19 protein-coding genes are annotated in these 24528 nt (G+C 60.1%); 14 read left to right on the plus strand and 5 right to left on the minus strand.

Annotated features, from left to right (window positions below; translation table 11 throughout):
- Positions 1-41: 41 nt before the first annotated feature.
- From AF70_RS00450 to prpD, 6 genes are all read left to right on the plus strand, one after another.
- The gene (locus AF70_RS00450; protein WP_028941078.1) at positions 42-764 is read left to right on the plus strand and encodes a GntR family transcriptional regulator; all 723 of its coding nucleotides are present in this window, start codon (positions 42-44) and stop codon (positions 762-764) included.
- A complete protein-coding gene (gene prpB / locus AF70_RS00455) occupies positions 761-1651 on the plus strand; it encodes a methylisocitrate lyase (RefSeq protein WP_018925250.1) in 891 nt (296 codons plus the stop codon). The genes AF70_RS00450 and prpB overlap by 4 nt, the downstream gene beginning before the upstream one ends.
- 218 nt (positions 1652-1869) lie before the next feature.
- Entirely contained in the window at positions 1870-2997 is a 1128-nt protein-coding gene (prpC, locus tag AF70_RS00460; RefSeq protein WP_019579745.1) for a 2-methylcitrate synthase, read from the plus strand.
- Between the two features lie 111 nt (positions 2998-3108).
- Positions 3109-5703, plus strand: coding sequence for a Fe/S-dependent 2-methylisocitrate dehydratase AcnD (acnD, locus tag AF70_RS00465; RefSeq protein WP_028941079.1), 2595 nt, complete (start codon positions 3109-3111; stop codon positions 5701-5703).
- 52 nt (positions 5704-5755) lie between these two features.
- Positions 5756-6946, plus strand: a complete 1191-nt coding sequence (gene prpF / locus AF70_RS00470; protein ID WP_019579747.1) for a 2-methylaconitate cis-trans isomerase PrpF — start codon at positions 5756-5758, stop codon at positions 6944-6946.
- Between the two features lie 139 nt (positions 6947-7085).
- Positions 7086-8570: a 2-methylcitrate dehydratase gene (gene prpD / locus AF70_RS00475; protein ID WP_028941080.1), complete on the plus strand. Its 1485-nt coding sequence runs from the start codon at positions 7086-7088 to the stop codon at positions 8568-8570.
- Positions 8571-8686: 116 nt separating this feature from the next.
- On the opposite strand, the gene AF70_RS00480 is transcribed toward prpD, so the two are convergent.
- Complete coding sequence (locus AF70_RS00480) at positions 8687-9505, minus strand: pyruvate, water dikinase regulatory protein (protein WP_007940629.1); 819 nt, start codon at positions 9503-9505, stop codon at positions 8687-8689.
- Positions 9506-9679: 174 nt separating this feature from the next.
- Between AF70_RS00480 and ppsA the strand changes: the two genes are divergently transcribed.
- The 8 genes from ppsA to AF70_RS00520 all read left to right on the plus strand — a co-directional run bounded on the left by ppsA (position 9680) and on the right by AF70_RS00520 (position 17812).
- Positions 9680-12055 carry a phosphoenolpyruvate synthase gene (gene ppsA / locus AF70_RS00485; protein ID WP_019579749.1) on the plus strand — a complete coding sequence of 792 codons (2376 nt, stop codon included), beginning with the start codon at positions 9680-9682 and terminating at the stop codon, positions 12053-12055.
- 95 nt (positions 12056-12150) lie between these two features.
- Complete coding sequence (locus AF70_RS00490) at positions 12151-13140, plus strand: alpha/beta fold hydrolase (protein ID WP_018925258.1); 990 nt, start codon at positions 12151-12153, stop codon at positions 13138-13140.
- Between the two features lie 192 nt (positions 13141-13332).
- Entirely contained in the window at positions 13333-13824 is a 492-nt protein-coding gene (gene rraA, locus AF70_RS00495) for a ribonuclease E activity regulator RraA (RefSeq protein WP_028941081.1), read from the plus strand.
- A 37-nt stretch (positions 13825-13861) separates the two neighbouring features.
- The gene (locus AF70_RS00500) at positions 13862-14857 is read left to right on the plus strand and encodes a zinc transporter ZntB (protein WP_028941082.1); all 996 of its coding nucleotides are present in this window, start codon (positions 13862-13864) and stop codon (positions 14855-14857) included.
- 63 nt (positions 14858-14920) lie between these two features.
- The gene (locus tag AF70_RS00505; RefSeq protein WP_007940635.1) at positions 14921-15169 is read left to right on the plus strand and encodes a hypothetical protein; all 249 of its coding nucleotides are present in this window, start codon (positions 14921-14923) and stop codon (positions 15167-15169) included.
- Between the two features lie 2 nt (positions 15170-15171).
- Positions 15172-15996: a mechanosensitive ion channel domain-containing protein gene (locus AF70_RS00510; RefSeq protein ID WP_007940637.1), complete on the plus strand. Its 825-nt coding sequence runs from the start codon at positions 15172-15174 to the stop codon at positions 15994-15996.
- A gap of 86 nt (positions 15997-16082) precedes the next feature.
- Positions 16083-16673: an RNA polymerase sigma factor SigX gene (gene sigX, locus AF70_RS00515; protein ID WP_026331741.1), complete on the plus strand. Its 591-nt coding sequence runs from the start codon at positions 16083-16085 to the stop codon at positions 16671-16673.
- Positions 16674-16780: 107 nt separating this feature from the next.
- A complete protein-coding gene (locus AF70_RS00520; protein ID WP_019579753.1) occupies positions 16781-17812 on the plus strand; it encodes an OmpA family protein in 1032 nt (343 codons plus the stop codon).
- Between the two features lie 84 nt (positions 17813-17896).
- Here AF70_RS00520 and cobA read toward each other — a convergent pair whose 3' ends face one another.
- Genes cobA through nirB form a run of 4 tightly spaced genes read right to left on the minus strand, consistent with a single transcriptional unit; the run spans position 17897 to position 24156 of the window.
- Positions 17897-18661 carry a uroporphyrinogen-III C-methyltransferase gene (cobA, locus tag AF70_RS00525; RefSeq protein ID WP_019579754.1) on the minus strand — a complete coding sequence of 255 codons (765 nt, stop codon included), beginning with the start codon at positions 18659-18661 and terminating at the stop codon, positions 17897-17899.
- 10 nt (positions 18662-18671) lie between these two features.
- The gene (locus tag AF70_RS00530) at positions 18672-21389 is read right to left on the minus strand and encodes a nitrate reductase (RefSeq protein ID WP_028941083.1); all 2718 of its coding nucleotides are present in this window, start codon (positions 21387-21389) and stop codon (positions 18672-18674) included.
- The gene (gene nirD / locus AF70_RS00535; RefSeq protein ID WP_018925265.1) at positions 21389-21706 is read right to left on the minus strand and encodes a nitrite reductase small subunit NirD; all 318 of its coding nucleotides are present in this window, start codon (positions 21704-21706) and stop codon (positions 21389-21391) included. Before nirD ends, AF70_RS00530 begins: the two co-directional genes overlap by 1 nt.
- The gene (gene nirB, locus AF70_RS00540; protein ID WP_028941084.1) at positions 21703-24156 is read right to left on the minus strand and encodes a nitrite reductase large subunit NirB; all 2454 of its coding nucleotides are present in this window, start codon (positions 24154-24156) and stop codon (positions 21703-21705) included. Before nirB ends, nirD begins: the two co-directional genes overlap by 4 nt.
- Between the last annotated feature and the right edge of the window lie 372 nt (positions 24157-24528).

Consider the following 24528-nt stretch of genomic DNA (forward strand, 5'->3'; position numbering starts at 1 on the left):
TCGCTAATTTTTGCGACATTGCTTTTAAAGGTGTCGACAATATGCTGGATCAACTCGATCCCCCGGTCACGGTTCAGGACGACTCGGAAACACTTTCCGAAAACGTCTTCCGACGCATTCAGGCGGCCATCGTCAAGGGTGAGATCGCCCCGGGCAGCAAGATCTCCGAGCCGGAGCTGGCGCGCACCTACGGCATCAGCCGCGGGCCGTTGCGTGAGGCGATCCACCGACTGGAAGGCCAACGCCTGCTGGTTCGCGTGCCGCACGTCGGGGCGCGGGTGGTGTCGTTGAGTCACGCCGAATTGCTGGAACTCTACGAAATCCGCGAATCCCTGGAAGGCATGGCTTGCCGTCTGGCGGCTGAACGCATGACCGTTGAAGAAATCGACGAACTGCGCCGGGTGCTGAAAACCCACGAGCGCGATGCGGCGTTTCAGGCAGGCGTCGGCTATTACCAGCAGGAAGGCGATTTCGACTTTCATTACCGGATCATCCAGGGCAGCGGCAACCGCACCCTGACCCAGATGCTCTGCGGCGAGCTCTATCAACTGGTGCGCATGTACCGCATCCAGTTTTCCACCACGCCCAATCGGCCACGCCAGGCGTTTGCCGAGCACCACCGAATTCTCGATGCCATCGCCGACCGTGACGGTGAGCTGGCCGAGTTGTTGATGCGCCGCCACATCGGCGCCTCCAAACGCAATATCGCCCGTCACTACCAGGACGGCGCTAACCCGACAGCCACTGAACGAGGTGAGTCATGAGTTCCAACAAGAGCACTCCAGGCCAGCGTTTCCGCGATGCGGTCGCCAGCGAGCATCCGCTGCAAGTGGTCGGCACGATCAACGCCAACCACGCGCTGCTGGCCAAGCGCGCCGGTTTCAAAGCTATCTACCTGTCGGGGGGCGGGGTGGCTGCCGGCTCCCTCGGCGTGCCGGACCTGGGCATTACCGGCCTGGATGACGTGCTGACCGATGTGCGCCGCATCACCGACGTTTGCGACCTGCCGCTGCTGGTGGACGTGGACACCGGTTTCGGTTCCTCGGCGTTCAATGTCGCCCGTACCGTGAAGTCGATGATCAAGTTCGGCGCGGCGGCGATTCACATCGAAGACCAGGTCGGCGCCAAGCGCTGCGGTCACCGTCCCAATAAAGAGATCGTTTCGCAGCAGGAAATGGTCGACCGCATCAAGGCGGCCGTCGATGCCCGCACCGACGACAGCTTCGTGATCATGGCCCGCACCGACGCCCTGGCGGTGGAAGGTCTGGAATCTGCGCTGGATCGCGCCGCCGCGTGCATCGAGGCCGGCGCCGACATGATCTTTCCGGAAGCCATCACTGAGCTTGAGATGTACAAATTGTTCGCCAGCCGCGTGAAAGCGCCGATCCTGGCCAACATCACCGAATTCGGCGCGACACCGCTGTACACCACCGAGCAACTCGCCGGTGCCGATGTGTCGCTGGTGCTGTACCCACTGTCGGCGTTCCGCGCGATGAACAAGGCTGCCGAAAACGTCTACACCGCGATCCGCCGCGACGGCACGCAACAGAACGTCATCGACACCATGCAGACGCGCATGGAGCTTTACGATCGCATCGATTACCACACGTTCGAGCAGAAGCTCGATGCGTTGTTTGCGGCGAAGAAGTAATGAAAGCCCTGTAGCAGCTGCCGAGCTTGCGAGGCTGCGTTCGAGACCGAAGGGCTCGCCAAGCCAGGCAATTCGGTCTTTCAGATACACCGCGTATGCAGGGTTTACGACTGCTGCGCAGCCGAACGCAGCCTCGCAGGCTCGGCAGCTGCTACGAAAATAAGATAACCGTATAGAAGTTGCAGATTCCCTAACAAATTCAAAAACTGGAGACAGCAATGGCCGAAGCAAAAGTACTCAGTGGCGCCGGGCTCCGTGGCCAGGTTGCCGGGCAAACCGCACTGTCCACCGTGGGCCAGTCGGGCGCCGGCCTGACCTATCGCGGTTACGACGTGCGCGAACTGGCGGCGGACGCACAGTTCGAAGAAGTGGCTTACCTGCTGCTGTACGGCGAACTGCCGACCCAGTTACAACTGGCCGGCTATATCGAGAAACTAAGCAAGCTGCGCGACCTGCCGCAAGCGCTGAAAGAAGTGCTGGAGCGCATCCCCGCCGACGCCCATCCGATGGATGTGATGCGTACCGGTTGCTCGTTCCTGGGCAACATCGAGCCGGAGAAAGACTTCTCCGAGCAGCACGACAAAACCGACCGCCTGCTGGCCGCGTTCCCGGCGATCATGTGCTACTGGTATCGCTTCAGCCACGACGGCAAGCGCATCAACTGCGTGACCGACGAAGCCTGCATCGGCGGCCATTTCCTGCACCTGTTGCACGACAAGAAACCGAGCGAATTGCACGTCAAGGTGATGAACGTTTCGCTGATCCTCTACGCGGAACACGAATTCAACGCCTCGACCTTCACCGCCCGGGTGTGTGCCTCGACGCTGTCGGATCTGTATTCCTGCATCACAGCTGCCATCGGTTCCCTGCGCGGCCCGCTGCACGGCGGGGCCAACGAAGCGGCGATGGAAATGATCGAGCGCTTCAGCTCGCCGGAAGAGGCGGTCGAGGGCACCCTCGGCATGCTGGCACGCAAGGACAAGATCATGGGCTTCGGCCACGCGATCTATAAGGATAACGATCCGCGCAATGAGGTGATCAAGGGCTGGTCGAAAAAACTCGCCGACGAAGTGGGCGACACGGTGTTGTTCCCGGTTTCAGAAGCCATCGACGCAACCATGTGGGAACAGAAGAAACTGTTCCCGAACGCCGACTTCTACCACGCCTCGACGTACCACTTCATGGGCATCCCGACCAAGTTGTTCACACCGATCTTCGTCTGCTCACGCCTGACCGGCTGGGCGGCGCATGTGTTCGAACAACGTGCCAACAATCGCATCATCCGCCCGAGCGCCGAGTACGTCGGCGTCGAACAGCGCAAGTTCGTGCCAATCGAACAACGCTGACCGGGGAGGGCGCCGGTACTGGTTACTGAAGGAACCGGGAACCCCGCAGGTCGGGGTTCGGCCCGGTGCCAGGCGCCTACCTATTGAAATTACCGTGACCGAGTCCTGACGATGAATACTGAATTCCGCAAACCGCTGCCCGGCAGCTCTCTGGATTATTTCGACGTCCGTGCGGCGGTCGATGCCATTGCACCCGGCGCCTACGACACCCTGCCGTACACCTCCCGCGTGCTGGCGGAAAACCTCGTGCGTCGCTGCGACCCGGCCACGCTCACCGATTCCCTGAAGCAACTGATCGAGCGCAAACGCGACCTCGACTTCCCGTGGTTTCCGGCCCGCGTGGTGTGCCACGACATTCTCGGCCAGACCGCCCTGGTGGACCTTGCCGGCTTGCGCGATGCCATCGCCCTGCAAGGCGGCGACCCGGCGCAAGTGAACCCGGTGGTGCCAACGCAATTGATCGTCGATCACTCGCTGGCCGTCGAGTCCGGCGGCTTCGATCCCATGGCGTTCGAAAAGAACCGCGCCATCGAAGACCGTCGCAACGAAGACCGTTTCCACTTCATCAACTGGACCAAGAAAGCCTTCAAGAACGTCGACGTGATCCCGCCAGGCAACGGGATCATGCACCAGATCAACCTGGAGAAAATGTCGCCGGTGATCCAGGTGCGCGACGGCGTGGCTTTCCCCGATACCTGCGTCGGCACCGACAGTCATACCCCGCACGTTGATGCGCTGGGCGTGATCGCCATTGGCGTTGGTGGTCTGGAAGCGGAAAGCGTGATGCTCGGTCGCGCCTCGTGGATGCGTCTGCCGGAAAGCGTTGGCGTCGAACTCACCGGCAAGCTGCAACCGGGCATCACCGCCACCGACATGGTGCTGGCGCTGACCGAATACCTGCGCAAACAAAAAGTCGTTGGCGCATGGCTGGAGTTCTTTGGTGAAGGCGCGTCAAACCTCACCCTTGGCGACCGCGCGACCATTTCCAACATGGCCCCGGAATACGGCGCCACTGCGGCAATGTTCTACATCGACCAGCAGACCATCGACTACCTGAAACTCACCGGCCGTGAAGACGAGCAAGTGCAACTGGTCGAGAACTACGCCAAACAGACCGGCCTGTGGGCCGATAGCCTCAAAGGCGCGCAATACGAGCGCGGGTTGAGCTTCGATCTGTCCTCGGTGGTGCGCAACATGGCCGGCCCGAGCAACCCGCATGCGCGTGTTGCGACCTCGGATCTGGCTGCCAAAGGCATCTCCGGCCAGTGGGAAGACGTGCCCGGCCAGATGCCGGACGGCGCGGTGATCATCGCTGCCATCACCAGTTGCACCAACACCAGCAACCCGCGCAACGTCATTGCCGCCGGCCTGCTGGCGCGCAATGCCAACAAGCTTGGGCTGACCCGCAAGCCATGGGTCAAGTCGTCCCTGGCACCCGGTTCGAAAACCGTGGCGCTGTATCTGGATGAAGCCGGCCTGACCAAAGAGCTGGAGCAACTCGGCTTCGGCGTCGTGGCCTTCGCTTGCACCACCTGCAATGGCATGTCCGGCGCGCTGGATCCGGTGATCCAGCAAGAGATCATCGACCGCGACCTGTACGCCACCGCCGTACTCTCCGGCAACCGCAACTTCGACGGGCGGATTCACCCGTACGCCAAGCAGGCGTTCCTCGCATCGCCGCCATTGGTGGTGGCTTATGCCATCGCCGGCACCATCCGTTTCGACATCGAAAAAGATGTACTGGGCGTGGTCGATGGCAAGGAAATCCGCCTGAAAGACATCTGGCCGAGCGACGAAGAAATCGACGCGGTGGTCAAGGCCTCGGTCAAGCCGGAGCAGTTCCGCCAAGTGTACATTCCGATGTTCGCCATCCACGAAGATACCGGCCCGAAAGTCACGCCGCTGTACGACTGGCGCGAGATGAGCACCTACATCCGTCGTCCGCCGTACTGGGAAGGCGCGCTGGCCGGCGCGCGTCCGCTCAAGGGCATGCGCCCGCTGGCGGTGCTGCCAGACAACATCACCACCGATCACCTGTCGCCTTCGAACGCGATCATGCTCGACAGCGCAGCGGGTGAGTACCTGGCGAAAATGGGCCTGCCGGAAGAGGACTTCAACTCCTACGCCACGCACCGCGGCGACCACTTGACCGCGCAGCGCGCAACCTTCGCCAACCCGAAACTGTTCAATGAAATGGTGCAGGAAAACGGCAAGGTCAAGCAGGGTTCTCTTGCCCGCGTGGAGCCGGAAGGCAAAGTGATGCGCATGTGGGAAGCCATCGAAACCTACATGGAGCGCAAACAGCCGCTGATCATCATTGCCGGTGCCGACTATGGCCAGGGTTCGTCCCGGGACTGGGCGGCCAAAGGCGTGCGTCTGGCGGGGGTGGAAGCGATTGCCGCCGAAGGTTTCGAGCGCATTCACCGCACCAACCTGGTGGGCATGGGCGTGTTGCCGCTGGAGTTCCTGCCGGGTACCAATCGTAAAACCTTAGGGATAGATGGCAGCGAAACCTATGACGTGATCGGCGATCGCACCCCGCGCGCGACGTTGACGCTGGTGATCAACCGCAAGAACGGTGAACGCGTCGAAGTGCCGGTGACCTGCCGCCTCGACACCGCCGAAGAAGTGTCGATCTACGAGGCCGGCGGCGTGTTGCAGCGTTTCGCTCAGGACTTCCTCGAAGAGTCGGCGGTTGCCGTTTAACACGACGAGCCGCGCGGGATTTCAAGTCCCGCGCTGGCCATACAGGATCAATATGGCTCACGCATCTCAGATAAAAATCCCTGCCACCTACATGCGCGGCGGCACCAGCAAAGGCGTGTTCTTCAGCCTCAAGGATTTGCCCGAAGCGGCGCAGATGCCAGGCACCGCCCGCGATGCCTTGTTGCTGCGCGTGATCGGCAGCCCCGATCCGTACGAGAAGCAAATCGACGGCATGGGCGGCGCGACATCCAGCACCAGCAAAACCGTGATCCTGTCGAAAAGCATCAAGGCCGATCACGACGTCGATTACCTGTTCGGTCAGGTCGCCATCGACAAGCCCTTCGTCGACTGGAGCGGCAACTGCGGCAACCTGTCGGCGGCGGTCGGTTCGTTCGCCGTCAGCAATGGCCTGGTGGATGCCAGCCGCATTCCGCACAACGGTGTGGCGGTGGTGCGCGTGTGGCAGGCCAACATCGGCAAGACCATCATCGCTCATGTGCCGATCACCAATGGCGAGGTGCAGGAAACCGGTGATTTCGAACTCGACGGCGTGACCTTTCCGGCCGCCGAAGTGCAGCTCGAATTCATGGATCCGGCGGCGGAAGAAGAGGGCGGCGGTGGCTCGATGTTCCCCACCGGCAATCTGGTGGACGACCTTGAAGTGCCGGGCGTCGGCACGCTTAAGGCAACCCTGATCAACGCTGGTATCCCGACCATATTCATCAACGCCGAAGACATCGGCTACACCGGCACCGAGTTGCAGGGCGCGATCAACAGTGACCTGGAGGCGTTGGCAATGTTCGAAACCATCCGCGCTTACGGTGCGCTGCGCATGGGGCTGATTGAACACCTGGATGAAGCCGCCAAGCGCCAGCACACGCCGAAGGTCGCGTTCGTCGCCAAGCCGGCGGATTACATCGCGTCCAGCGGCAAGAAAATCGCAGCCACCGACATCGACCTGCTGGTGCGCGCGCTGTCCATGGGCAAGCTGCACCACGCCATGATGGGCACGGCCGCGGTGGCGATCGGCACGGCGGCAGCGATTTCCGGCACGCTGGTCAATCTGGCGGCGGGCGGCATCGAACGCAACGCCGTGCGCTTCGGTCATCCGTCCGGCACCTTGCGCGTGGGCGCCGAGGCCGCTCAGGTCAACGGTGAGTGGACGGTGAAAAAAGCCATCATGAGCCGCAGTGCGCGGGTGTTGATGGAAGGATATGTCCGTGTGCCGGGGGATTGTTTCTAACCTCAATCCAGGCATACACAAATCCCTGTGGGAGCGCCGCTCCCACAGGTGATGCATTTCCAAAACAAGAGTGTTGTACCGACTGAGACTACCCTGAACCGAGGTCCCATCAACGAACCACTTCAAGAGTGAATCGAACATGAGCGCCAACGTCGACCTGAACACCCGCCCCGACTACGACACGGTTCTGCAGGACATCGCCGACTACGTCCTCAATTTCACCATCCAGTCGCCCGAGGCGCTTGATACTGCCCGCAATTGCCTGATGGACACCCTTGGCTGCGGCTTACTGGCGCTGCGTTTCCCCGAATGCACCAAACACCTGGGCCCTATCGTCGAAGGCACTGTCGTTCCCTTCGGCGCCCGCGTGCCCGGCACCAGCTATCGTCTCGACCCGGTCAAGGCCGCTTGGGACATCGGTTGCATCGTCCGCTGGCTCGATTACAACGACACCTGGCTCGCCGCCGAATGGGGCCATCCGTCCGATAACCTCGGCGGTATTCTCGCGGTGGCCGACCACCTGTCGCAAAAGCGCCTGGCCAATGGCGACGCCCCGTTGACCATTCGCGCTGTGCTGGAAGCCATGATCATGGCGCACGAGATTCAAGGCGTGATCGCCCTGGAAAATTCGTTCAACCGCGTCGGTCTCGATCACGTGATTCTGGTGAAAGTCGCCTCGACCGCCGTCACTGCCAAACTCATGGGCGCCAATCGCGAGCAACTGCTGTCGGCGTTGTCCCATGCCTTTGCCGACGGCCAGGCGCTGCGCACTTACCGGCATGCGCCGAACGCCGGATCGCGTAAATCCTGGGCGGCCGGAGATGCGACCAGTCGGGGCGTGCGTCTGGCGGACATTGCGATGCGTGGTGAGATGGGCATCCCCGGCGTACTGACCGCCAAGCTATGGGGTTTCTACGATGTACTGTTCAGCCACACCAACAACGACCTGGGGCTCAAGCCTGAAGGCAAGCGCGCTTTCAGTTTTTCCCGGCCGTTCGGCAGCTATGTGATGGAAAACGTGCTGTTCAAGATCAGCTTTCCCGCCGAGTTCCACGCGCAAACGGCCTGCGAAGCAGCCGTCACCCTGCATCCATTGGTCAGGAATCGCCTGCATGAAATCGACAGGATCGTTATCACCACCCACGAATCGGCGATCCGCATCATCTCCAAGGTCGGCCCGCTGGCCAACGCCGCGGACCGCGATCACTGCCTCCAGTACATGACCGCCGTGCCTCTGGTATTCGGCAATCTGGTAGCTGAGCAGTACGAAGACGACTTCCACGCCGCGCACCCGATTATCGATGTGCTACGCGACAAGATGGTCATTGTCGAAGACCCGCGTTTCACCCGCGAATACCTGGAACCGGACAAACGCTCCATCGCCAATGCGCTGCAGGTGTTCTTCAAGGATGGTTCCAGCACCGATAACGTGGTGGTGGAGTACCCGATTGGTCATCGCCGGCGCCGTGCTGATGGCATTCCGTTGCTGGAAGAAAAATTCAAGGCCAATCTGGCAACACGTTTCACTGCTCAGCGAAGCGCCGGGATCCTTGCGCTGTGCAAGGACCCGGCAGCACTTGAGGCGACGCCGGTGAACCGGTTTGTGGATTTGTTTGTGATCTAGCTGGCCGCGTTATCGTTCTTCGCGGGCAAGCCTGGCTCCTACAGGTCACGTGATTCACACCGAACCCTGTAGGAGCAAGGCTTGCCCGCGAAGGCGGTGGAGCAGGCGCCGGGAAGCTACTTGAACCGCCGCTCCACACCTTTTTCCACCAGAATCTTCGCCGAAATCTCTTCCACGGAGAAATGCGTTGAATTGATGTGGGGAATGTTCTCGCGTCGGAACAGATTCTCCACCTCGCGCACTTCGAATTCGCACTGCGCGTAGCTCGAATAGCGGCTGTTGGGCTTGCGTTCGTTGCGGATTGCGGTGAGGCGGTCCGGATCGATGGTCAGGCCGAACAGCTTGTGCTGGTGGGCGCGCAGGGCGGTCGGCAGTTGCAGACGCTCCATGTCGTCTTCGGTCAGCGGATAGTTGGCTGCGCGGATGCCGAATTGCATGGCCATGTACAAACACGTCGGTGTTTTGCCGCATCGCGACACGCCTACTAGTATCAGGTCAGCTTTGTCGTAATAGTGCGTGCGGGCGCCATCGTCATTGTCGAGGGCGAAGTTCACCGCCTCGATGCGCTCCATGTAATTGGAGTTATGGCCGATGGAGTGGGATTTGCCGACGGTGTAGGAAGAATGCTCGGTCAGCTCCTGTTCAAGGGGCGCCAGGAAGGTCGAGAAAATGTCGATCATGAAACCATTCGACGTTGCGAGAATCTCACGAATGTCCTGATTGACAATGGTGTCGAAAATAATCGGACGAAAACCATCGTTTTCGGCGGCTTTGTTGATTTGTTGTACCATGGCCCGCGCTTTATCTACGTCGTCGATATACGGTCGTATGATTTTGCTGAAGGTAATGTTTTCGAACTGCGCCAGCAGGCTTTGGCCGAGGGTTTCGGCGGTAATGCCGGTGCCATCGGAGATAAAGAAAGCAGATCGTTTCATTTGCACCTTGGGCCTTAAGCTAGTGACGATTCTTGGATATAGTAGGCGCGATTTGTCGGCCACCGATGGCCCGCATTCTCACTTATTTTCCAGGTCCAGGCCATACAGCCGGCAAAGGCTCCCCCGAGTCGCCGGCTTCTGAGCTTTTCCAACACAGTTAGTGGAGAGATCACCTTGGTAGAGTACGTAGTTTCCCTCGATAAGCTCGGCGTCCATGATGTAGAGCATGTGGGGGGCAAGAACGCATCCCTGGGCGAGATGATCAGTAACCTTGCAGGCGCCGGTGTATCGGTGCCAGGTGGCTTTGCCACGACAGCTCAGGCTTATCGTGATTTTCTGGAACTGAGCGGCCTGAACGATCAGATCCACGCCGCCCTCGACGCCCTGGACGTCGATGATGTAAACGCCTTGGCCAAGACCGGCGCCCAGATCCGTCAATGGATCATGGAAGCCGAGTTCCCCGAGAAGCTCAACGCCGAGATCCGCACCGCGTTCGCCACGCTGTCGGCCGGCAACCCTGACATGGCCGTGGCCGTGCGCTCTTCCGCTACCGCCGAAGACCTGCCGGACGCTTCCTTCGCCGGTCAGCAGGAAACCTTCCTGAACATCCGTGGTGTCGAAAACGTCATTCGCGCCGCCAAAGAGGTGTTCGCTTCACTGTTTAACGATCGCGCCATTTCCTACCGCGTCCACCAGGGCTTCGACCACAAGCTGGTGGCCCTGTCGGCTGGCGTGCAGCGCATGGTCCGCTCCGAAACCGGCACCGCCGGCGTGATGTTCACCCTCGATACCGAATCGGGCTTCCGTGACGTGGTGTTCATCACCGGCGCCTACGGCCTGGGTGAAACCGTCGTACAAGGCGCGGTGAACCCGGATGAGTTCTACGTCCACAAAGGCACGCTGGAAGCCGGCCGCCCGGCCATCCTGCGTCGCAACCTGGGCAGCAAAGCCATCAAGATGATCTACGGCGACGAAGCCAAGGCCGGTCGTTCGGTCAAGACCGTCGATGTCGACAAGGCTGATCGCGCACGTTTCTGCCTGACCGACGCCGAAGTCAGCGAACTGGCCAAGCAGGCGATGATCATCGAGAAGCACTACAAGTGCCCGATGGACATCGAATGGGCCAAAGACGGCGACGACGGCAAGCTCTACATCGTGCAGGCCCGTCCGGAAACCGTGAAGAGCCGCACCCAGGCCAACGTCATGGAACGTTACCTGTTGAAAGAAACCGGCACCGTGCTGGTGGAAGGTCGCGCCATCGGCCAGCGCATCGGCGCCGGCAAGGTGCGGATCATCAAGGACGTGTCCGAGATGGACAAAGTCCAGCCGGGCGACGTGCTGGTTTCCGACATGACCGACCCGGACTGGGAACCGGTCATGAAGCGCGCCAGCGCCATCGTCACCAACCGTGGCGGCCGTACCTGCCACGCGGCGATCATCGCTCGCGAGCTGGGCATCCCGGCCGTGGTCGGTTGCGGCAACGCCACCCAGCTGTTGAAAGACGGCCAGGGCGTGACCGTTTCCTGCGCTGAAGGCGACACCGGTTACATCTTCGAAGGCGAACTGGGCTTCGACATCAAGAAAAACTCCGTGGATGCCATGCCGGAGCTGCCGTTCAAGATCATGATGAACGTCGGCAACCCGGACCGCGCCTTCGACTTCGCGCAACTGCCGAACGCCGGTGTGGGCCTGGCCCGTCTGGAATTCATCATCAACCGCATGATCGGCGTGCACCCCAAGGCGCTGTTGAACTACGGCGGCCTGCCGCAGGAAATCAAGGACAGCGTCGACAAGCGCATTGCCGGTTACAACGACCCGGTCGGCTTCTATGTCGACAAACTGGTCGAAGGCATCAGCACCCTGGCGGCAGCGTTCTGGCCGAAAAAGGTCATCGTGCGTCTGTCGGACTTCAAGTCCAACGAATACGCGAACCTGATCGGCGGCAAGCTCTACGAGCCGGAAGAAGAAAACCCGATGCTGGGCTTCCGTGGCGCTTCGCGTTACATCAGCGAATCGTTCCGTGACTGCTTCGAGCTCGAGTGCCGCGCCCTCAAGCGCGTGCGTAACGAGATGGGCCTGACCAACGTTGAGATCATGGTGCCGTTCGTCCGTACCCTGGGCGAAGCGAGCCAGGTGGTCGATCTGCTGGCTGAAAACGGTCTGGCCCGTGGCGACAACGGTCTGCGCGTGATCATGATGTGCGAACTGCCGTCCAACGCGATCCTGGCTGAAGAATTCCTCGAGTTCTTCGACGGTTTCTCCATCGGCTCCAACGACCTGACCCAGCTCACACTGGGCCTGGACCGTGACTCCGGGATCATCGCGCACCTGTTCGACGAGCGTAACCCTGCAGTCAAGAAACTGCTGGCCAACGCCATTGCCGCGTGCAACAAGGCCGGCAAGTACATCGGCATCTGCGGTCAGGGCCCTTCGGACCACCCGGACCTGGCCAAGTGGCTGATGGAGCAGGGCATCGAAAGCGTTTCGCTGAACCCCGATTCCGTACTGGAAACCTGGTTCTTCCTGGCTGAAGGTCAGGCTTCGGCTTGATGGTGTGAGTGAAAGGGCCGATCTGTGATCGGCCCTTTCAGAGATTCAAGTAGGGCGGGCTCCTCTGGATGCCGCCCTTTTTTGTGCAAGAGCATATGCAAAGTAGCAGCAACCTATTTCCTGTCGCCCTGATCAGCGCCGAGCGGCGCGGCGATCTGAGCGAAGACGTCTATCGTTTGAAACCCGGCAACAGCCCCGACGGCACCGTTGAGCTGGCTGTGACACGCCTGGGCCTGGCCGATGAGCCGGCGGTGCGTGGCGTGCCGGTGATTCTGCTGCACGGCAGCTTTTCCAATCGGCGGTTCTGGTTTTCTCCCAAAGGTTTGGGCCTGGGCGCTTACCTGACGCGTCTGGGATTCGATGTGTGGATTCCGGAAATGCGCGGTCACGGCCTGTCTCAGCGCAACCAGAACTATCGCCAGAACAGCGTCGCCGACTATGCGCGTTACGATTTGCCGGCCATTGGCGCGTTCGTGCGCGAGCAAAGCGGCCAGATCCCGCACTGGATCGGCCATTCGCTGGGCGGCATTACCCTCGCCGCGGCGTTGGGCGGCCAGTACCTGGGCGAGCCCGCCGTGGCTTCCGCGGCGTTTTTCGGCACGCAAGTCAGCCGTACTTACTGGCCGTTGAAGTTTCCACCGGTGGAGTGGAGCGGGCGCTTCATTCTCAAGCGTTTTGCCCAACTGTCGGGCTCTCGGCTCAAGCGCGGCCCGGAGGACGAGCCGATAGGCCTGGCCCTGGAAAGCATGCGTTGGTACGGGCTGTTCGGCCGCTTCGGCGATGCCGACAAAGACTGGTGGGCGGGTTTGGCCGAGGTGCAATTGCCGGTGCTGGCCGTGAGTGCCGCGGGCGATCATCAGGACCCGACCTGGGCCTGCCATAAGCTGTTCGATCAAGTCGGCTCCGAGCACAAGCAGTTCATCACCCTTGGCCGCGAGCAAGGCTTTGGCGATAATTTCGGTCACGTGGAAATGCTGGTCAGCAAGGCTGCGCAGGCTGAAGTCTGGCCGTTGGTGGCTCGCTGGCTGGCGGATCAACAGACGCCTTTACTGGGTGAAAAGCCGGATTTGGCCACAGCGATTTGAGCCTGATGCTCTAACAAGGGCATTTCTCTCTGGTCGGCTTGCGGCTAATATGTGACGCATTGAGTGGTTCTGGTCACTTTGAGTGATTGATGCGGTCGCTGTGTTCGTGCGTATGGAGCGATTTGCAACCGTCCAGCCTTGGCCCGAGTATGCTGCATACTCGATTGTCTTCCTTGTTACAGGAGTTTCTCGATGAATCATTACCTCACGCCTGACCTGTGCGACGCCTATCCGGAGCTGGTGCAGGTGCTGGAACCGATGTTCAGCAATTTCGGCGGCCGTGATTCTTTCGGCGGCGAAATCGTGACCATCAAATGTTTCGAAGACAACTCGCGGGTCAGGGAGCAAGTCGAGCTCAAGGGCAACGGCAAGGTGCTGGTGGTCGACGGTGGCGGTTCCCTGCGCCGCGCGCTGTTGGGCGACATGCTGGCCGAGAAAGCCGCGAACAACGGTTGGGAAGGGCTGGTGATCTACGGTTGCATCCGCGACGTCGACGTCATCGCGCAAACTGATCTGGGGGTTCAGGCCCTGGCCAGTCACCCGATGAAAACCGACAGGCGCGGTGTTGGCGATCTCAACGTTGCCGTGACCTTCGCGGGCGTGACCTTTCACCCGGGCCACTACGTTTATGCGGACAACAACGGCGTGATCGTCTCGCCAAGCCCGCTGAAAATGCCTGAATAAGCGCTGCTGGCTTTTTGTTTCAAGAATAGGGGTGAGGATGTTCGAGGAAGAAAACGCGCAGTGGGGGCTGGTGCATGCCCTGGTGCTGGACGGTAAAGGCGGTGCGCGTTCGATAGCCCGGACTGAACTCGATGACTTGCAGCTGCAGGCCCACGAAAGCTTGTGGCTGCACTGGGATCGCAGTCACCCGCAAACCCAGACCTGGCTGCGCAAATCCAGCGGGCTGAGTGAATTTAGTTGCGATTTGTTGCTGGAAGAGAACACCCGACCGCGTCTTTTACCGCTGCCGGACTCTGAACTGCTGCTGTTTTTGCGTGGGGTCAACTTGAACCCGGGCGCGGAGCCGGAAGACATGGTCTCGGTGCGGATCTTCGGTTCGGCCCAACGGGTGATTTCCCTGCGTCTGCGGCCGTTGCGCGCCACTGAAGAGTTGTTGGTGCAACTGGCTGACGGCAAAGGGCCGAGAAGCGCTTCCGAGCTGATCCTGTATATGGCGCAATACCTCACCCATAAAGTGCAGGATCTGGTCGGCGACCTCTCGGAAGTTGTCGATGAGGAAGAAGAAAGGCTGGATGCCGACGAACGGTATACACCTGAGCATGGGGCTGTTTTGCAGATCCGCCGCAGGGCCGCTGGACTGAAGCGTTTTCTGGCGCCGCAGCGGGATATTTTCGGTCAGCTGACGCGGATAAAACTGCCGTGGTTCTGCGAAGACGATGGCGATTACTGGAACGAATTGAACAACAGCCTGACCCGGTATCTCGAGGAGCTGGAGTTGACCCGGGAGCGCGTGGGGCTGGTCCTGGAGGCTGAAGACCGGCGTTTGAGCGTGCGCATGAACCGCACGATGTACCGCTTCGGGATCATCACCGGGATCTTTTTGCCGATGAGTTTTCTGACCGGTCTTTTGGGCATCAACGTCGGCGGTATTCCATTCTCTGCCAGCCCCTACGGCTTCCTGATCGCCTGCCTGTTGATGATCTTGGTAGCGCTGGGGCAGTGGTGGTTATTCCGACGTTTGCGCTGGGTCTGACGATGAGCCATGTGACCCGACCAAATTTAACCGCGTCTTTGACAGACATCACGAGAGGTGCGTATGCACGATCCGTTTGAACAGTCTTTGCGTGACATGCTCAAAGCATCGCCGTCCAGCCGTGACGACGATGCCTGTCTGGGGCGTGTACTGAAAACCGCCAACCGCCAGGTCGGTGCCGGTGATCTGTTCAGCCTGCTGGGCCGTTGGCTGCCCGCGCTGATGATTGCCCTGAATAACGGATCGGCCCATGTCGCGCCGGTTTCTCGTCTGCGTAAACCTACCGCTCGCACTGCTGATAAGGCTGATTGAATATGGAACTTGATCTCTGGACTCAGAGCCTCGTCACTGCAATGACTGCGTTGTGGACCAAAGTTGCGAACTTCATTCCGAACCTGTTTGGCGCACTGGTTGTGCTGCTGCTGGGTTTTGTCGTGGCCAAGCTGCTGGACACGCTGCTCTCAAAATTGCTCGCCAAATTGGGCCTTGATCGCCTGATGGGCGGCACCGGACTGACCAAATTGCTGTCCCGCGCCGGCCTCCAGGTGCCTATTTCGACGCTGATCGGCAAAATTGTTTACTGGTTCGTCCTGCTGATTTTTCTCGTTTCTGCCGCAGAATCCCTTGGACTTGAACGAGTTTCGGCTACGCTGGACATGCTGGCGTTGTATGTTCCGAAAGTATTCGGCGCGGCGCTGGTGCTGCTGGTAGGTGTCTTGCTGGCGCAACTGGCCAATGGGTTGGTGCGTGGCGCGGCAGAAGGCGTAGGGCTGGATTACGCCGCGGGACTGGGGCGGATTGCCCAGGGCCTGGTGATCATCATCAGTATTTCGGTTGCGATCAGCCAGTTGGAGGTCAAGACAGACCTGCTCAACCACGTGATTGTGATCGTCTTGATTACCGTTGGTCTGGCGGTTGCGCTGGCCATGGGGTTGGGAAGCCGGGAAATTGCTGGTCAGATTCTTGCGGGAATCTATGTGCGTGAGTTGTATCAGGTTGGGCAACAAGTGCGTGTTGGCGAGGTCGAAGGGCAGATCGAAGAGATCGGCACGGTGAAAACCACGGTGCTGACCGACGAGGGTGAGCTAGTCTCTCTCTCGAATCGGATTCTCCTGGAGCAGCATGTGAGTAGCCGCTAACCCGGCAAATCCTGCTAATGTATGCCGCCGCAAATTGCCCTGAAGGGCAGCGGCGGACATTGACCTGACTGTCGGCCCGACTTGTTTTGAATAAAGCTCAATCGCTCTCCACGCGCTACGACCCCCGCGAGCTCTCTGATGAGGAGTTGGTCGCGCGCTCGCACTCCGAGCTGTTTCACGTAACGCGCGCCTATGAAGAACTGATGCGGCGTTACCAGCGAACATTATTTAACGTTTGTGCACGGTATCTGGGGAACGATCGTGATGCAGACGATGTCTGTCAGGAAGTGATGTTGAAGGTGCTGTACGGCCTGAAGAACTTCGAGGGCAAATCGAAGTTCAAAACGTGGCTCTACAGCATTACGTACAACGAGTGCATCACACAGTATCGGAAGGAACGGCGTAAGCGTCGCTTGATGGACGCTTTGAGTCTGGACCCCCTCGAGGAAGCGTCTGAAGAAAAGGCGCCGAAACCCGAGGAGAAGGGCGGACTTGATCGCTGGCTGGTGTATGTGAACCCGATTGACCGTGAAATTCTGGTGCTACGTTTTGTCGCAGAGCTGGAGTTTCAGGAGATCGCAGACATCATGCACATGGGTTTGAGTGCAACAAAAATGCGGTACAAACGCGCTCTAGACAAATTGCGTGAGAAATTTGCAGGCATTGCCGAAACTTAGTTTGGCGCAAATATCTCTTACGTGTAGGCAAGTTCTGATAGACTTGCCGCCGAGTTGTCCCCCGGTTTGCGGGACTGCTTCACAATCACCAGATGGGGATTTAACGGATGAAACTGAAAAACACCTTGGGCTTGGCCATTGGTTCTCTTATTGCCGCTACTTCGTTCGGCGCGCTGGCACAAGGCCAAGGCGCAGTTGAAATCGAAGGCTTCGCCAAGAAAGAACAGTACGACAGCGATCGTAACTTCAAGAACAACGGCAACCTGTTCGGCGGCTCGGTTGGTTACTTCCTGACCGACGACGTAGAACTGCGTCTGGCCTACGACGAAGTGCACAACGTACGTGCAGATGATGGTCGCAACGTAAAGGGCGCTGATACCGCTCTGGACGCTCTGTACCACTTCAACAACCCAGGCGACATGATCCGTCCATACGTTTCTGCCGGTTTCTCGGACCAGAGCATTGGCCAGAACGGTTCGGGTCGTAACCGCTCCACTTTCGCCAACGTTGGCGGCGGTGCCAAGCTGTACTTCACTGAAAACTTCTACGCCCGTGCTGGCGTTGAAGCTCAGTACAACATCGACCAGGGCGACACCGAGTGGGCTCCTAGCGTCGGTATCGGTGTGAACTTCGGTGGCGGCTCCAAGCCTGCTGCTGCTCCAGTTCCAGCACCGGCTGAAGTTTGCTCCGACAGCGACAACGATGGCGTTTGCGACAACGTTGACAAGTGCCCAGACACCCCAGCCAACGTAACTGTTGACGCTGATGGCTGCCCAGCAGTTGCTGAAGTTGTTCGTGTTGAGCTGGACGTGAAATTCGACTTCAACAAGTCGGTAGTCAAGCCTAACAGCTACGGCGACATCAAAAACCTGGCTGACTTCATGAAGCAGTACCCATCCACCACTACTGTTGTTGAAGGTCACACTGACTCCGTCGGTCCTGACGCTTACAACCAGAAACTGTCCGAGCGTCGTGCAAACGCCGTTAAGCAAGTTCTGACCAACCAGTACGGTGTTTCGCCGTCCCGCGTTCAGTCTGTTGGCTACGGCGAATCCCGCCCAGTTGCTGATAACGCCACTGAAGCTGGTCGCGCTGTAAACCGTCGCGTAGAAGCGAAGGTTGAAGCAGCAGCTAAGTAATTAGCTCGCAGCTCAAGAAAAGCCCGGCTTAGGCCGGGCTTTTCTTTGTCTGCGATTTGGTGAAGTGGGGGCGATAGGTAGGGTTCAGGCTGATTGATCGGCCGTCATCGCGGGCAACCCACGCTCCCACAGAGATGAAGTTGCACAGGCTGCCACGGCACCGATCACCAGGATCGCCGGGCTTTTCAACTGAAAGCTGAGGGCATCCTCTTCCATCGCTGTCAGGTCACTCCGACATTCCCGTTGGTACGGCAGCGAAGCGTTTTCAATCATTGCCACCGGTGTATCCGCTGCCATACCTCCGGCCAGCAGTTGCTCACGAATCTCGCTCAGTTTTGCGACACCCATGTAGATCACCAACGTGGTGCCGCCTTGAGCCAGGGCCTGCCAGTTCAGGCTACTGTCATCCTGAGTGTGGGCCGTGACCAGTGTCACGCCACGTGCTACGCCCCGCAGCGTCAGCGGAATATCGCATTGGGTCGCGCCGGCAAGGCCAGCGGTGATGCCATTGACCAGCTCAACCTTGACGCCACGTTCACGCAACCACTGCGCCTCTTCACCACCGCGCCCGAAGATGCACGGATCGCCACCCTTGAGCCGCACCACGCATTTGCCGTGGCGGGTATAACGCAGCATCAGGCGATGAATGAAGGCTTGAGGCGTGGAGCGACAGCCACCGCGCTTGCCCACAGGAATAATCCGGGCATTCGAGCAATGCTCCAACACCGCAGGATTGACCAGATCGTCGATCAACACCACGTCCGCTTCGCGCAACGCGCGAACCGCCTTGAGGGTCAGCAATTCCGGATCGCCGGGACCCGCACCCACCAGCCAGACTTTTGCGTTCATAGTGTTTTCCTCACGAGGTGACGGCGACTGGCTGCGCGGTGGCGGCCAGCAAACGCTTGATTTCCGGGACGCAGGAGCCGCATTGCGTGCCGCAGCCCAATTCTTGTTTCAAGCCCTGCAAGTCCAGGCCACGGCTGATGCCGGCGCAGACTGCGTTCTGGCTGACGTTCATGCAGTTGCACAGGGTTTTGCTGTCGGATGCCGGGGCGCCAGTGTTGCCTGGTGGCGCACTCAAGGGTGCCAGCAGCCAACGGCGCAGTTGTTCGTCGGCGCGACCTTCGAGCCACAGGCTTTGCAGCCAGTGCTGGGCGAGCGTTTCACCGGCCAGGCGAATCGCGGTGATCCGGCTGTTTTCGATACGAACCCGCTTACCGATCGAGCGCCGGGGATCGTCATAGGCCAACACCGGGCCATCGTTGAGCCCCAGGCATTGATCGATATCACGCAATAGCTGTGGCTCTGGCGCGGTGGCGCTGGCAGCGCGTATCAGCAGCGCAGGGCGTTCACGGCCGGCGAGGCTGAGGCTGGCGTAGGAAAACGCCTCACAGAGTGGTCGCAGTGTCTCCAGATGCTGTTGAACATCGCCTTCAATCAGGGCGAAAAGCTGCCAGGGCAAATTCACAGGCTCGAGTCGCACGCCGCTATGTTTGAGTTCCGGCTGTTTCGACAATGGATCGAAGGCGGGAAGGGTGAGGGTATTCACGCCGCCCTTGAGAAAACGGTCGCCCCAATGCATCGGCAGGAAGGCCTGGCCCGGACGTACGCTGTCGTCGCTGCTGACCGGCAGGATCACCGCGCCCCGGCGGCTTTTCAGATTGATCAGGTCGCCAGGTTGCAGGCGATGCCGACGCAGCTCGTCCGGGTGCAGGCTCAGCACGGCTTCGCTGACATGGCCGAACAATTGCGCGGCGGTGCCGGTGCGGCTCATGCCGTGCCATTGGTCGCGCAGGCGGCCGGTGATCAGGGTCAGCGGGAAGCGTGCATCGCGTTGCTCCTTGGCGGCGCGATACGGGTCGGTCACAAACTGTGCACGCCCGCTGGCGGTCGGGAAAACCCCGTCGAGGTACAACCGCGCGGTGCCTTCGCGGGCTCCGGTGGGGAAAGGCCATTGCTGCGGACCGAGCTGGTCGATCAACTCATGACTGATCCCGGACAGGTCGAGGTCGCGGCCACGAGTCAGTTGTTTGTATTCGTCAAAAACCTGCGCCGGGGTTTCAAAGGCAAACAGACTAGTGGCTCCGGGACGCAGATGTTTTTCCAGGCGCTGTGCGAAATCCACCGTGATCGCCCAGTCGGACCGTGCTTCACCGGGTGCGCCGATGGCTCGACGGACGTGGGAAATGCGCCGCTCGGAGTTGGTGACCGTGCCGTCCTTTTCACCCCAACTGGCGGCGGGCAGCAGCAGGTCGGCGAACGCGGCGGTCTCGGTGGTGTGGAAGGCTTCCTGCAATACCACGAATGGACAGGCTTGCAGTGCCTCGCGCACGGCGGTCTGGTCCGGCATCGACTGCGCAGGGTTGGTGCAGGCGATCCACAGGGCTTTGATCTTGCCGCTGCGCATCTGCTCGAACAGTTCGATGGCTGTTAGCCCAGCGTTTTCGGGCAGTTGATCAACGCCCCAATAGGTTGCCACTTGCGCGCGGTGTTCGGCATTGGCCGCTTCGCGATGGCCTGGCAGCAGGTTCGACAAACTGCCAGTTTCGCGGCCGCCCATGGCATTGGGCTGACCGGTTAGTGAGAAAGGTCCTGCGCCGGGCCGGCCGATTTGCCCGGTGGCCAGGTGCAGGTTGATCAGCGCACTGTTCTTCGCGCTGCCGGCGGTGGACTGATTCAGCCCCATGCACCACAGCGACAGAAAGCTCGGTGACGTGCCGACCCATTCCGCACATTGCTGCAGTTGCTCGACGCTGATGCCACAGAGTTGCGAAACCATTGTCGGGGTGTAATCGCGCACCAGTTTTTTCAGTTCGGCCAGGCCTTCGGTATGGGCCTTGATGAAGTCGCGGTCGATCCAGTCTTCCCACAGCAGCAGGTGCAAAATCCCATGGAACAACGCGACATCGGTACCGGGCAGAATCGCCAGGTGCAGGTCAGCCAAATCGCAGGTGTCGGTGCGCCGTGGGTCGATGACGATGACTTTCATCTGCGGACGGCGGGATTTGGCTTCTTCCAGGCGACGAAACAGGATCGGGTGGGCGTAGGCCATGTTGCTGCCGACGATCATCACGCAGTCGCTCAGCTCCAGGTCTTCGTAGTTGCAGGGCGGAGCGTCGGCGCCGAGGCTGCGCTTGTAGCCGACCACCGCTGAAGACATGCACAGCCGTGAATTGCTGTCGATGTTGTTGGTGCCCACCAGTGCTCGCGCCAGTTTGTTGAAGGCGTAGTAATCCTCGGTCAGCAATTGCCCGGAGATATAGAACGCGACGCTGTCCGGGCCGTGCTCGGTGATGGTTTGCGCGAATACGTTGGCAGCGTGATCGAGGGCGGTGTCCCAGTCGGTGCGGCTGCGGGCCAGGCCTTTGCCCAGGCGCAACTCAGGGTACAGGGCGCGCGCGGTCAGGTCGCCGGTCAGGTGCAAGGTCGAACCTTTACTGCACAATTTGCCGAAGTTGGCCGGGTGTGCCGGATCGCCACTGACGCCGAGGATGCGTTCGCCGTCGTGTTCGATCAGCACGCCGCAGCCGACCCCGCAGTAGCAGCAGGTGGAGGCGGTGATTTGGCGGTCCATCAGCTTGCTTCCCGCAGGGCCAGCAACACCCGGCCATTCTCGACCCGTGCCGAGTGATGGTGGGCGCAGCCGATATCGGGAGCCTGGGCCTCACCGGTTTCCAGATCGATCTGCCAATTGTGTAGTGGGCAGGCGACCCGTTTGCCGTAGATCAAGCCTTGGGACAGTGGTCCGCCCTTGTGTGGGCAGCGGTCGTCGAGGGCGAAAACCTCATCGTCGCTCGTACGAAAAATCGCAATGTCACCTTTCGGGCCGGCGACGATCCGCGAGCCAAGGGTGTTGATCTCTTCCAGTGCGCAGATATCCAGCCAGTTCATGCCGACACCTCCAGGTTCTTCACGGGAATGACCTCGAATTCTTTTTTCAGCAGTGGTTGCTCGAGGCGTTCCTTCCACGGATCCTGTTCGAACGACAGGGAGAATTGCAGGCGTTCGTTGAGTGCCTTGCGCCGTACCGGGTCTTCCAGCACAGCTTTCTTGATGTGTTCCATGCCGACCCGTTGCAGGTAATGCACGGTGCGCTCGAGGTAGAAGGCTTCTTCGCGGTACAGCTGCAGGAACGCACCATTGTATTCGCGCACTTCTTCGGCGGTTTTCAGCTTGACGAAGAACTCCGCGACTTCGGTCTTGATCCCGCCGTTGCCACCGATGTACATCTCCCAGCCGGAATCCACGCCGATAATTCCGACGTCCTTGATCCCCGCTTCCGAGCAGTTGCGTGGGCAGCCGGAGACGGCCAGTTTCACTTTGTGCGGCGACCACATGTTGAACAGGTCATGTTCGAGCTCGATGCCCAGTTGCGTGGAGTTTTGGGTGCCGAAGCGGCAGAACTCGCTGCCAACGCAGGTTTTCACAGTGCGGATGGATTTGCCGTAGGCGTGGCCGGACGGCATGTCGAGGTCTTTCCAGACACCCGGCAGGTCTTGCTTTTTGATCCCCAGCAAGTCGATGCGTTGGCCGCCGGTGACCTTGACCATCGGCACGTTGTACTTGTCGGCCACGTCGGCGATGCGCCGCAGTTCTGACGGATTGGTCACACCGCCCCACATCCGCGGGACTACAGAGTAAGTACCGTCTTTCTGAATGTTGGCGTGGGCACGTTCGTTGATCAGCCGCGATTGCGGATCGTCCTTGGCCTCGCCGGGCCAGGTGGAAATCAGGTAGTAGTTGAGCGCCGGGCGGCAGGTGGCGCAGCCGTTCGGCGTGCGCCAGTTCAGGTAGCTCATGGTGCCGGCGATGGTCAGCAGATGCTGGTCGCGGATGGCCTGGCGGATTTGCCCGTGGTTGAGGTCGCTGCACCCGCAGATGGCTTTTTCGCTTTTCGGTTTGACGTCTGCCGCACCGCCCACGGTGTTGATCAGGATCTGTTCGACGAGGCCGGCACAAGAGCCGCAGGAGCTGGCGGCCTTGGTGTGTTTCTTCACGTCGTCGACGCTGAACAGCCCGTGTTCCTGAATGGCTTTGACGATGGTGCCTTTGCACACGCCGTTACAGCCGCAGACTTCGGCGGTGTCGGCCATGCTCATGGCTTTGTCCTGGCCTTGGTGTCCTACGTCGCCCAAGGCGTTTTCGCCGAACATCAAATGATCGCGGATCTCGCCGATGGCATGGTTCTCACGGATCTGCCGGAAATACCAACCGCCGTCTGCCGTATCGCCGTACAGACAGGCGCCGACCAGCACGTCATCCTTGATCACCAGTTTCTTGTAGACTCCGCCGATCGGGTCGGAAAGGGTGATGGTCTCGGTGCCTTCGCCGCCCATGAAGTCGCCGGCGGAGAACAGGTCGATGCCGGTGACTTTCAATTTGGTCGACGTCACCGAGCCCTTGTAAGTGGCGAAGCCCAGTTGGGCGAGGTGGTTGGCGCACACCTTGGCTTGTTCGAACAGCGGTGCGACCAAGCCGTAGGCGGTGCCGCGGTGGCTGGCGCATTCACCGATGGCGTACACCCGAGGGTCGTAGGTTTGCATCGTGTCGTTGACCAGAATCCCGCGGCTGCAAGGGATGCCGGCTTTTTCCGCCAGTTCGGTGTTGGGGCGAATGCCGGCGGCCATCACCACCAGATCGGCGGGGATGATGTCGCCGTTCTTGAACTGCACTGAGCCGACCCGGCCATTGCCGGCGTCGTGCAAGGCCTGGGTCTGTTCGCACAAGCGGAAATGCAGGCCGCGGGCTTCCAGGGCGGTTTGCAGGAGTTGGCCGCTGGTTTTGTCCAGTTGGCGCTCCAGCAGCCATTCGCCGATGTGCACCACGGTGACGTGCATGCCCCGCAGCATCAACCCGTTGGCGGCTTCAAGGCCCAGCAGGCCGCCACCGATGACCACGGCGTGCTTGTGGGTCTTGGCGGTGTCGATCATCACCTGAGTGTCGGCGATGTCGCGGTAGCCGATCACGCCCTGCAAGGTATTGCCGGGGATCGGCAGGATGAACGGGGTCGAGCCGGTGGCAATCAGCAGGCGGTCGTATTCAGCCTCAGTGCCGTCTTCGGCGATGACCCGGCGTTTGACCCGGTCGATCTCCACCACTTTGCGGTTGAGCAGCAGCTTGATGTTGTTTTCCAGGTACCAGTCCAGATCGTTGAGCACGATCTCTTCGAACGTCTGTTCGCCGGCCAGCACGGGGGACAGCAGGATGCGGTTGTAGTTGGTATGCGGTTCGGCGCCGAAGACCGTGATGTCGTACAGCTCATTACTCAGCTTGAGCAGTTCTTCCAGGGTACGAACCCCGGCCATGCCGTTGCCGATCATCACCAGTTTTAGTTTTTTCATCAGGTTCTCCGGGGAGCTCGGGCCTGCCTCATCAGGGCATTCAGGCCTTGCTCGACAAAATTTTGCGCAAACAAAAAAAGGCGTCCCGCTAGCTAACTAGCGAGGACGCCTTTGTCCTTGTCCCGTTCTCTCGGGCAGCGCAGCCTTCTACGTTGAAGGCCGGGCTTTATGTATGTTGGGAAAGGTAATGCAGTGGTTGTGCCAAGTCGGACATATGCCGAATTTATCGGCTCTCAGCGTGGGAGAAGGGTGTTTTCGTGCACCGGTTCAATGCGCTATGCCCGGTTTTGAAGCAAAAAAGTCAAAAGATCGCAGCCTACGGCAGCTCCCGCAGGAGATCGTGGGCACCCGAAGGAGCTGCCGCAGGCTGCG

It is taken from the genome of Pseudomonas sp. KD5 (assembly GCF_012932895.1).
Classification (GTDB): Bacteria; Pseudomonadota; Gammaproteobacteria; order Pseudomonadales; family Pseudomonadaceae; genus Aquipseudomonas.

What these genes read in the sequence shown, in the direction of transcription:
- AF70_RS00480 (WP_007940629.1), bottom strand. Translation starts at nt 9,505, where the DNA reads ATGAAACGATCTGCTTTCTTTATCTCCGATGGCACCGGCATTACCGCC.
- prpB (WP_018925250.1), top strand. Translation starts at nt 761, where the DNA reads ATGAGTTCCAACAAGAGCACTCCAGGCCAGCGTTTCCGCGATGCGGTC.
- prpC (WP_019579745.1), top strand. Translation starts at nt 1,870, where the DNA reads ATGGCCGAAGCAAAAGTACTCAGTGGCGCCGGGCTCCGTGGCCAGGTT.
- rraA (WP_028941081.1), top strand. Translation starts at nt 13,333, where the DNA reads ATGAATCATTACCTCACGCCTGACCTGTGCGACGCCTATCCGGAGCTG.
- AF70_RS00530 (WP_028941083.1), bottom strand. Translation starts at nt 21,389, where the DNA reads ATGGACCGCCAAATCACCGCCTCCACCTGCTGCTACTGCGGGGTCGGC.
- prpD (WP_028941080.1), top strand. Translation starts at nt 7,086, where the DNA reads ATGAGCGCCAACGTCGACCTGAACACCCGCCCCGACTACGACACGGTT.
- nirB (WP_028941084.1), bottom strand. Translation starts at nt 24,156, where the DNA reads ATGAAAAAACTAAAACTGGTGATGATCGGCAACGGCATGGCCGGGGTT.
- acnD (WP_028941079.1), top strand. Translation starts at nt 3,109, where the DNA reads ATGAATACTGAATTCCGCAAACCGCTGCCCGGCAGCTCTCTGGATTAT.
- AF70_RS00490 (WP_018925258.1), top strand. Translation starts at nt 12,151, where the DNA reads ATGCAAAGTAGCAGCAACCTATTTCCTGTCGCCCTGATCAGCGCCGAG.
- AF70_RS00500 (WP_028941082.1), top strand. Translation starts at nt 13,862, where the DNA reads ATGTTCGAGGAAGAAAACGCGCAGTGGGGGCTGGTGCATGCCCTGGTG.
- AF70_RS00510 (WP_007940637.1), top strand. Translation starts at nt 15,172, where the DNA reads ATGGAACTTGATCTCTGGACTCAGAGCCTCGTCACTGCAATGACTGCG.
- prpF (WP_019579747.1), top strand. Translation starts at nt 5,756, where the DNA reads ATGGCTCACGCATCTCAGATAAAAATCCCTGCCACCTACATGCGCGGC.
- AF70_RS00505 (WP_007940635.1), top strand. Translation starts at nt 14,921, where the DNA reads ATGCACGATCCGTTTGAACAGTCTTTGCGTGACATGCTCAAAGCATCG.
- nirD (WP_018925265.1), bottom strand. Translation starts at nt 21,706, where the DNA reads ATGAACTGGCTGGATATCTGCGCACTGGAAGAGATCAACACCCTTGGC.
- AF70_RS00450 (WP_028941078.1), top strand. Translation starts at nt 42, where the DNA reads ATGCTGGATCAACTCGATCCCCCGGTCACGGTTCAGGACGACTCGGAA.
- AF70_RS00520 (WP_019579753.1), top strand. Translation starts at nt 16,781, where the DNA reads ATGAAACTGAAAAACACCTTGGGCTTGGCCATTGGTTCTCTTATTGCC.
- cobA (WP_019579754.1), bottom strand. Translation starts at nt 18,661, where the DNA reads ATGAACGCAAAAGTCTGGCTGGTGGGTGCGGGTCCCGGCGATCCGGAA.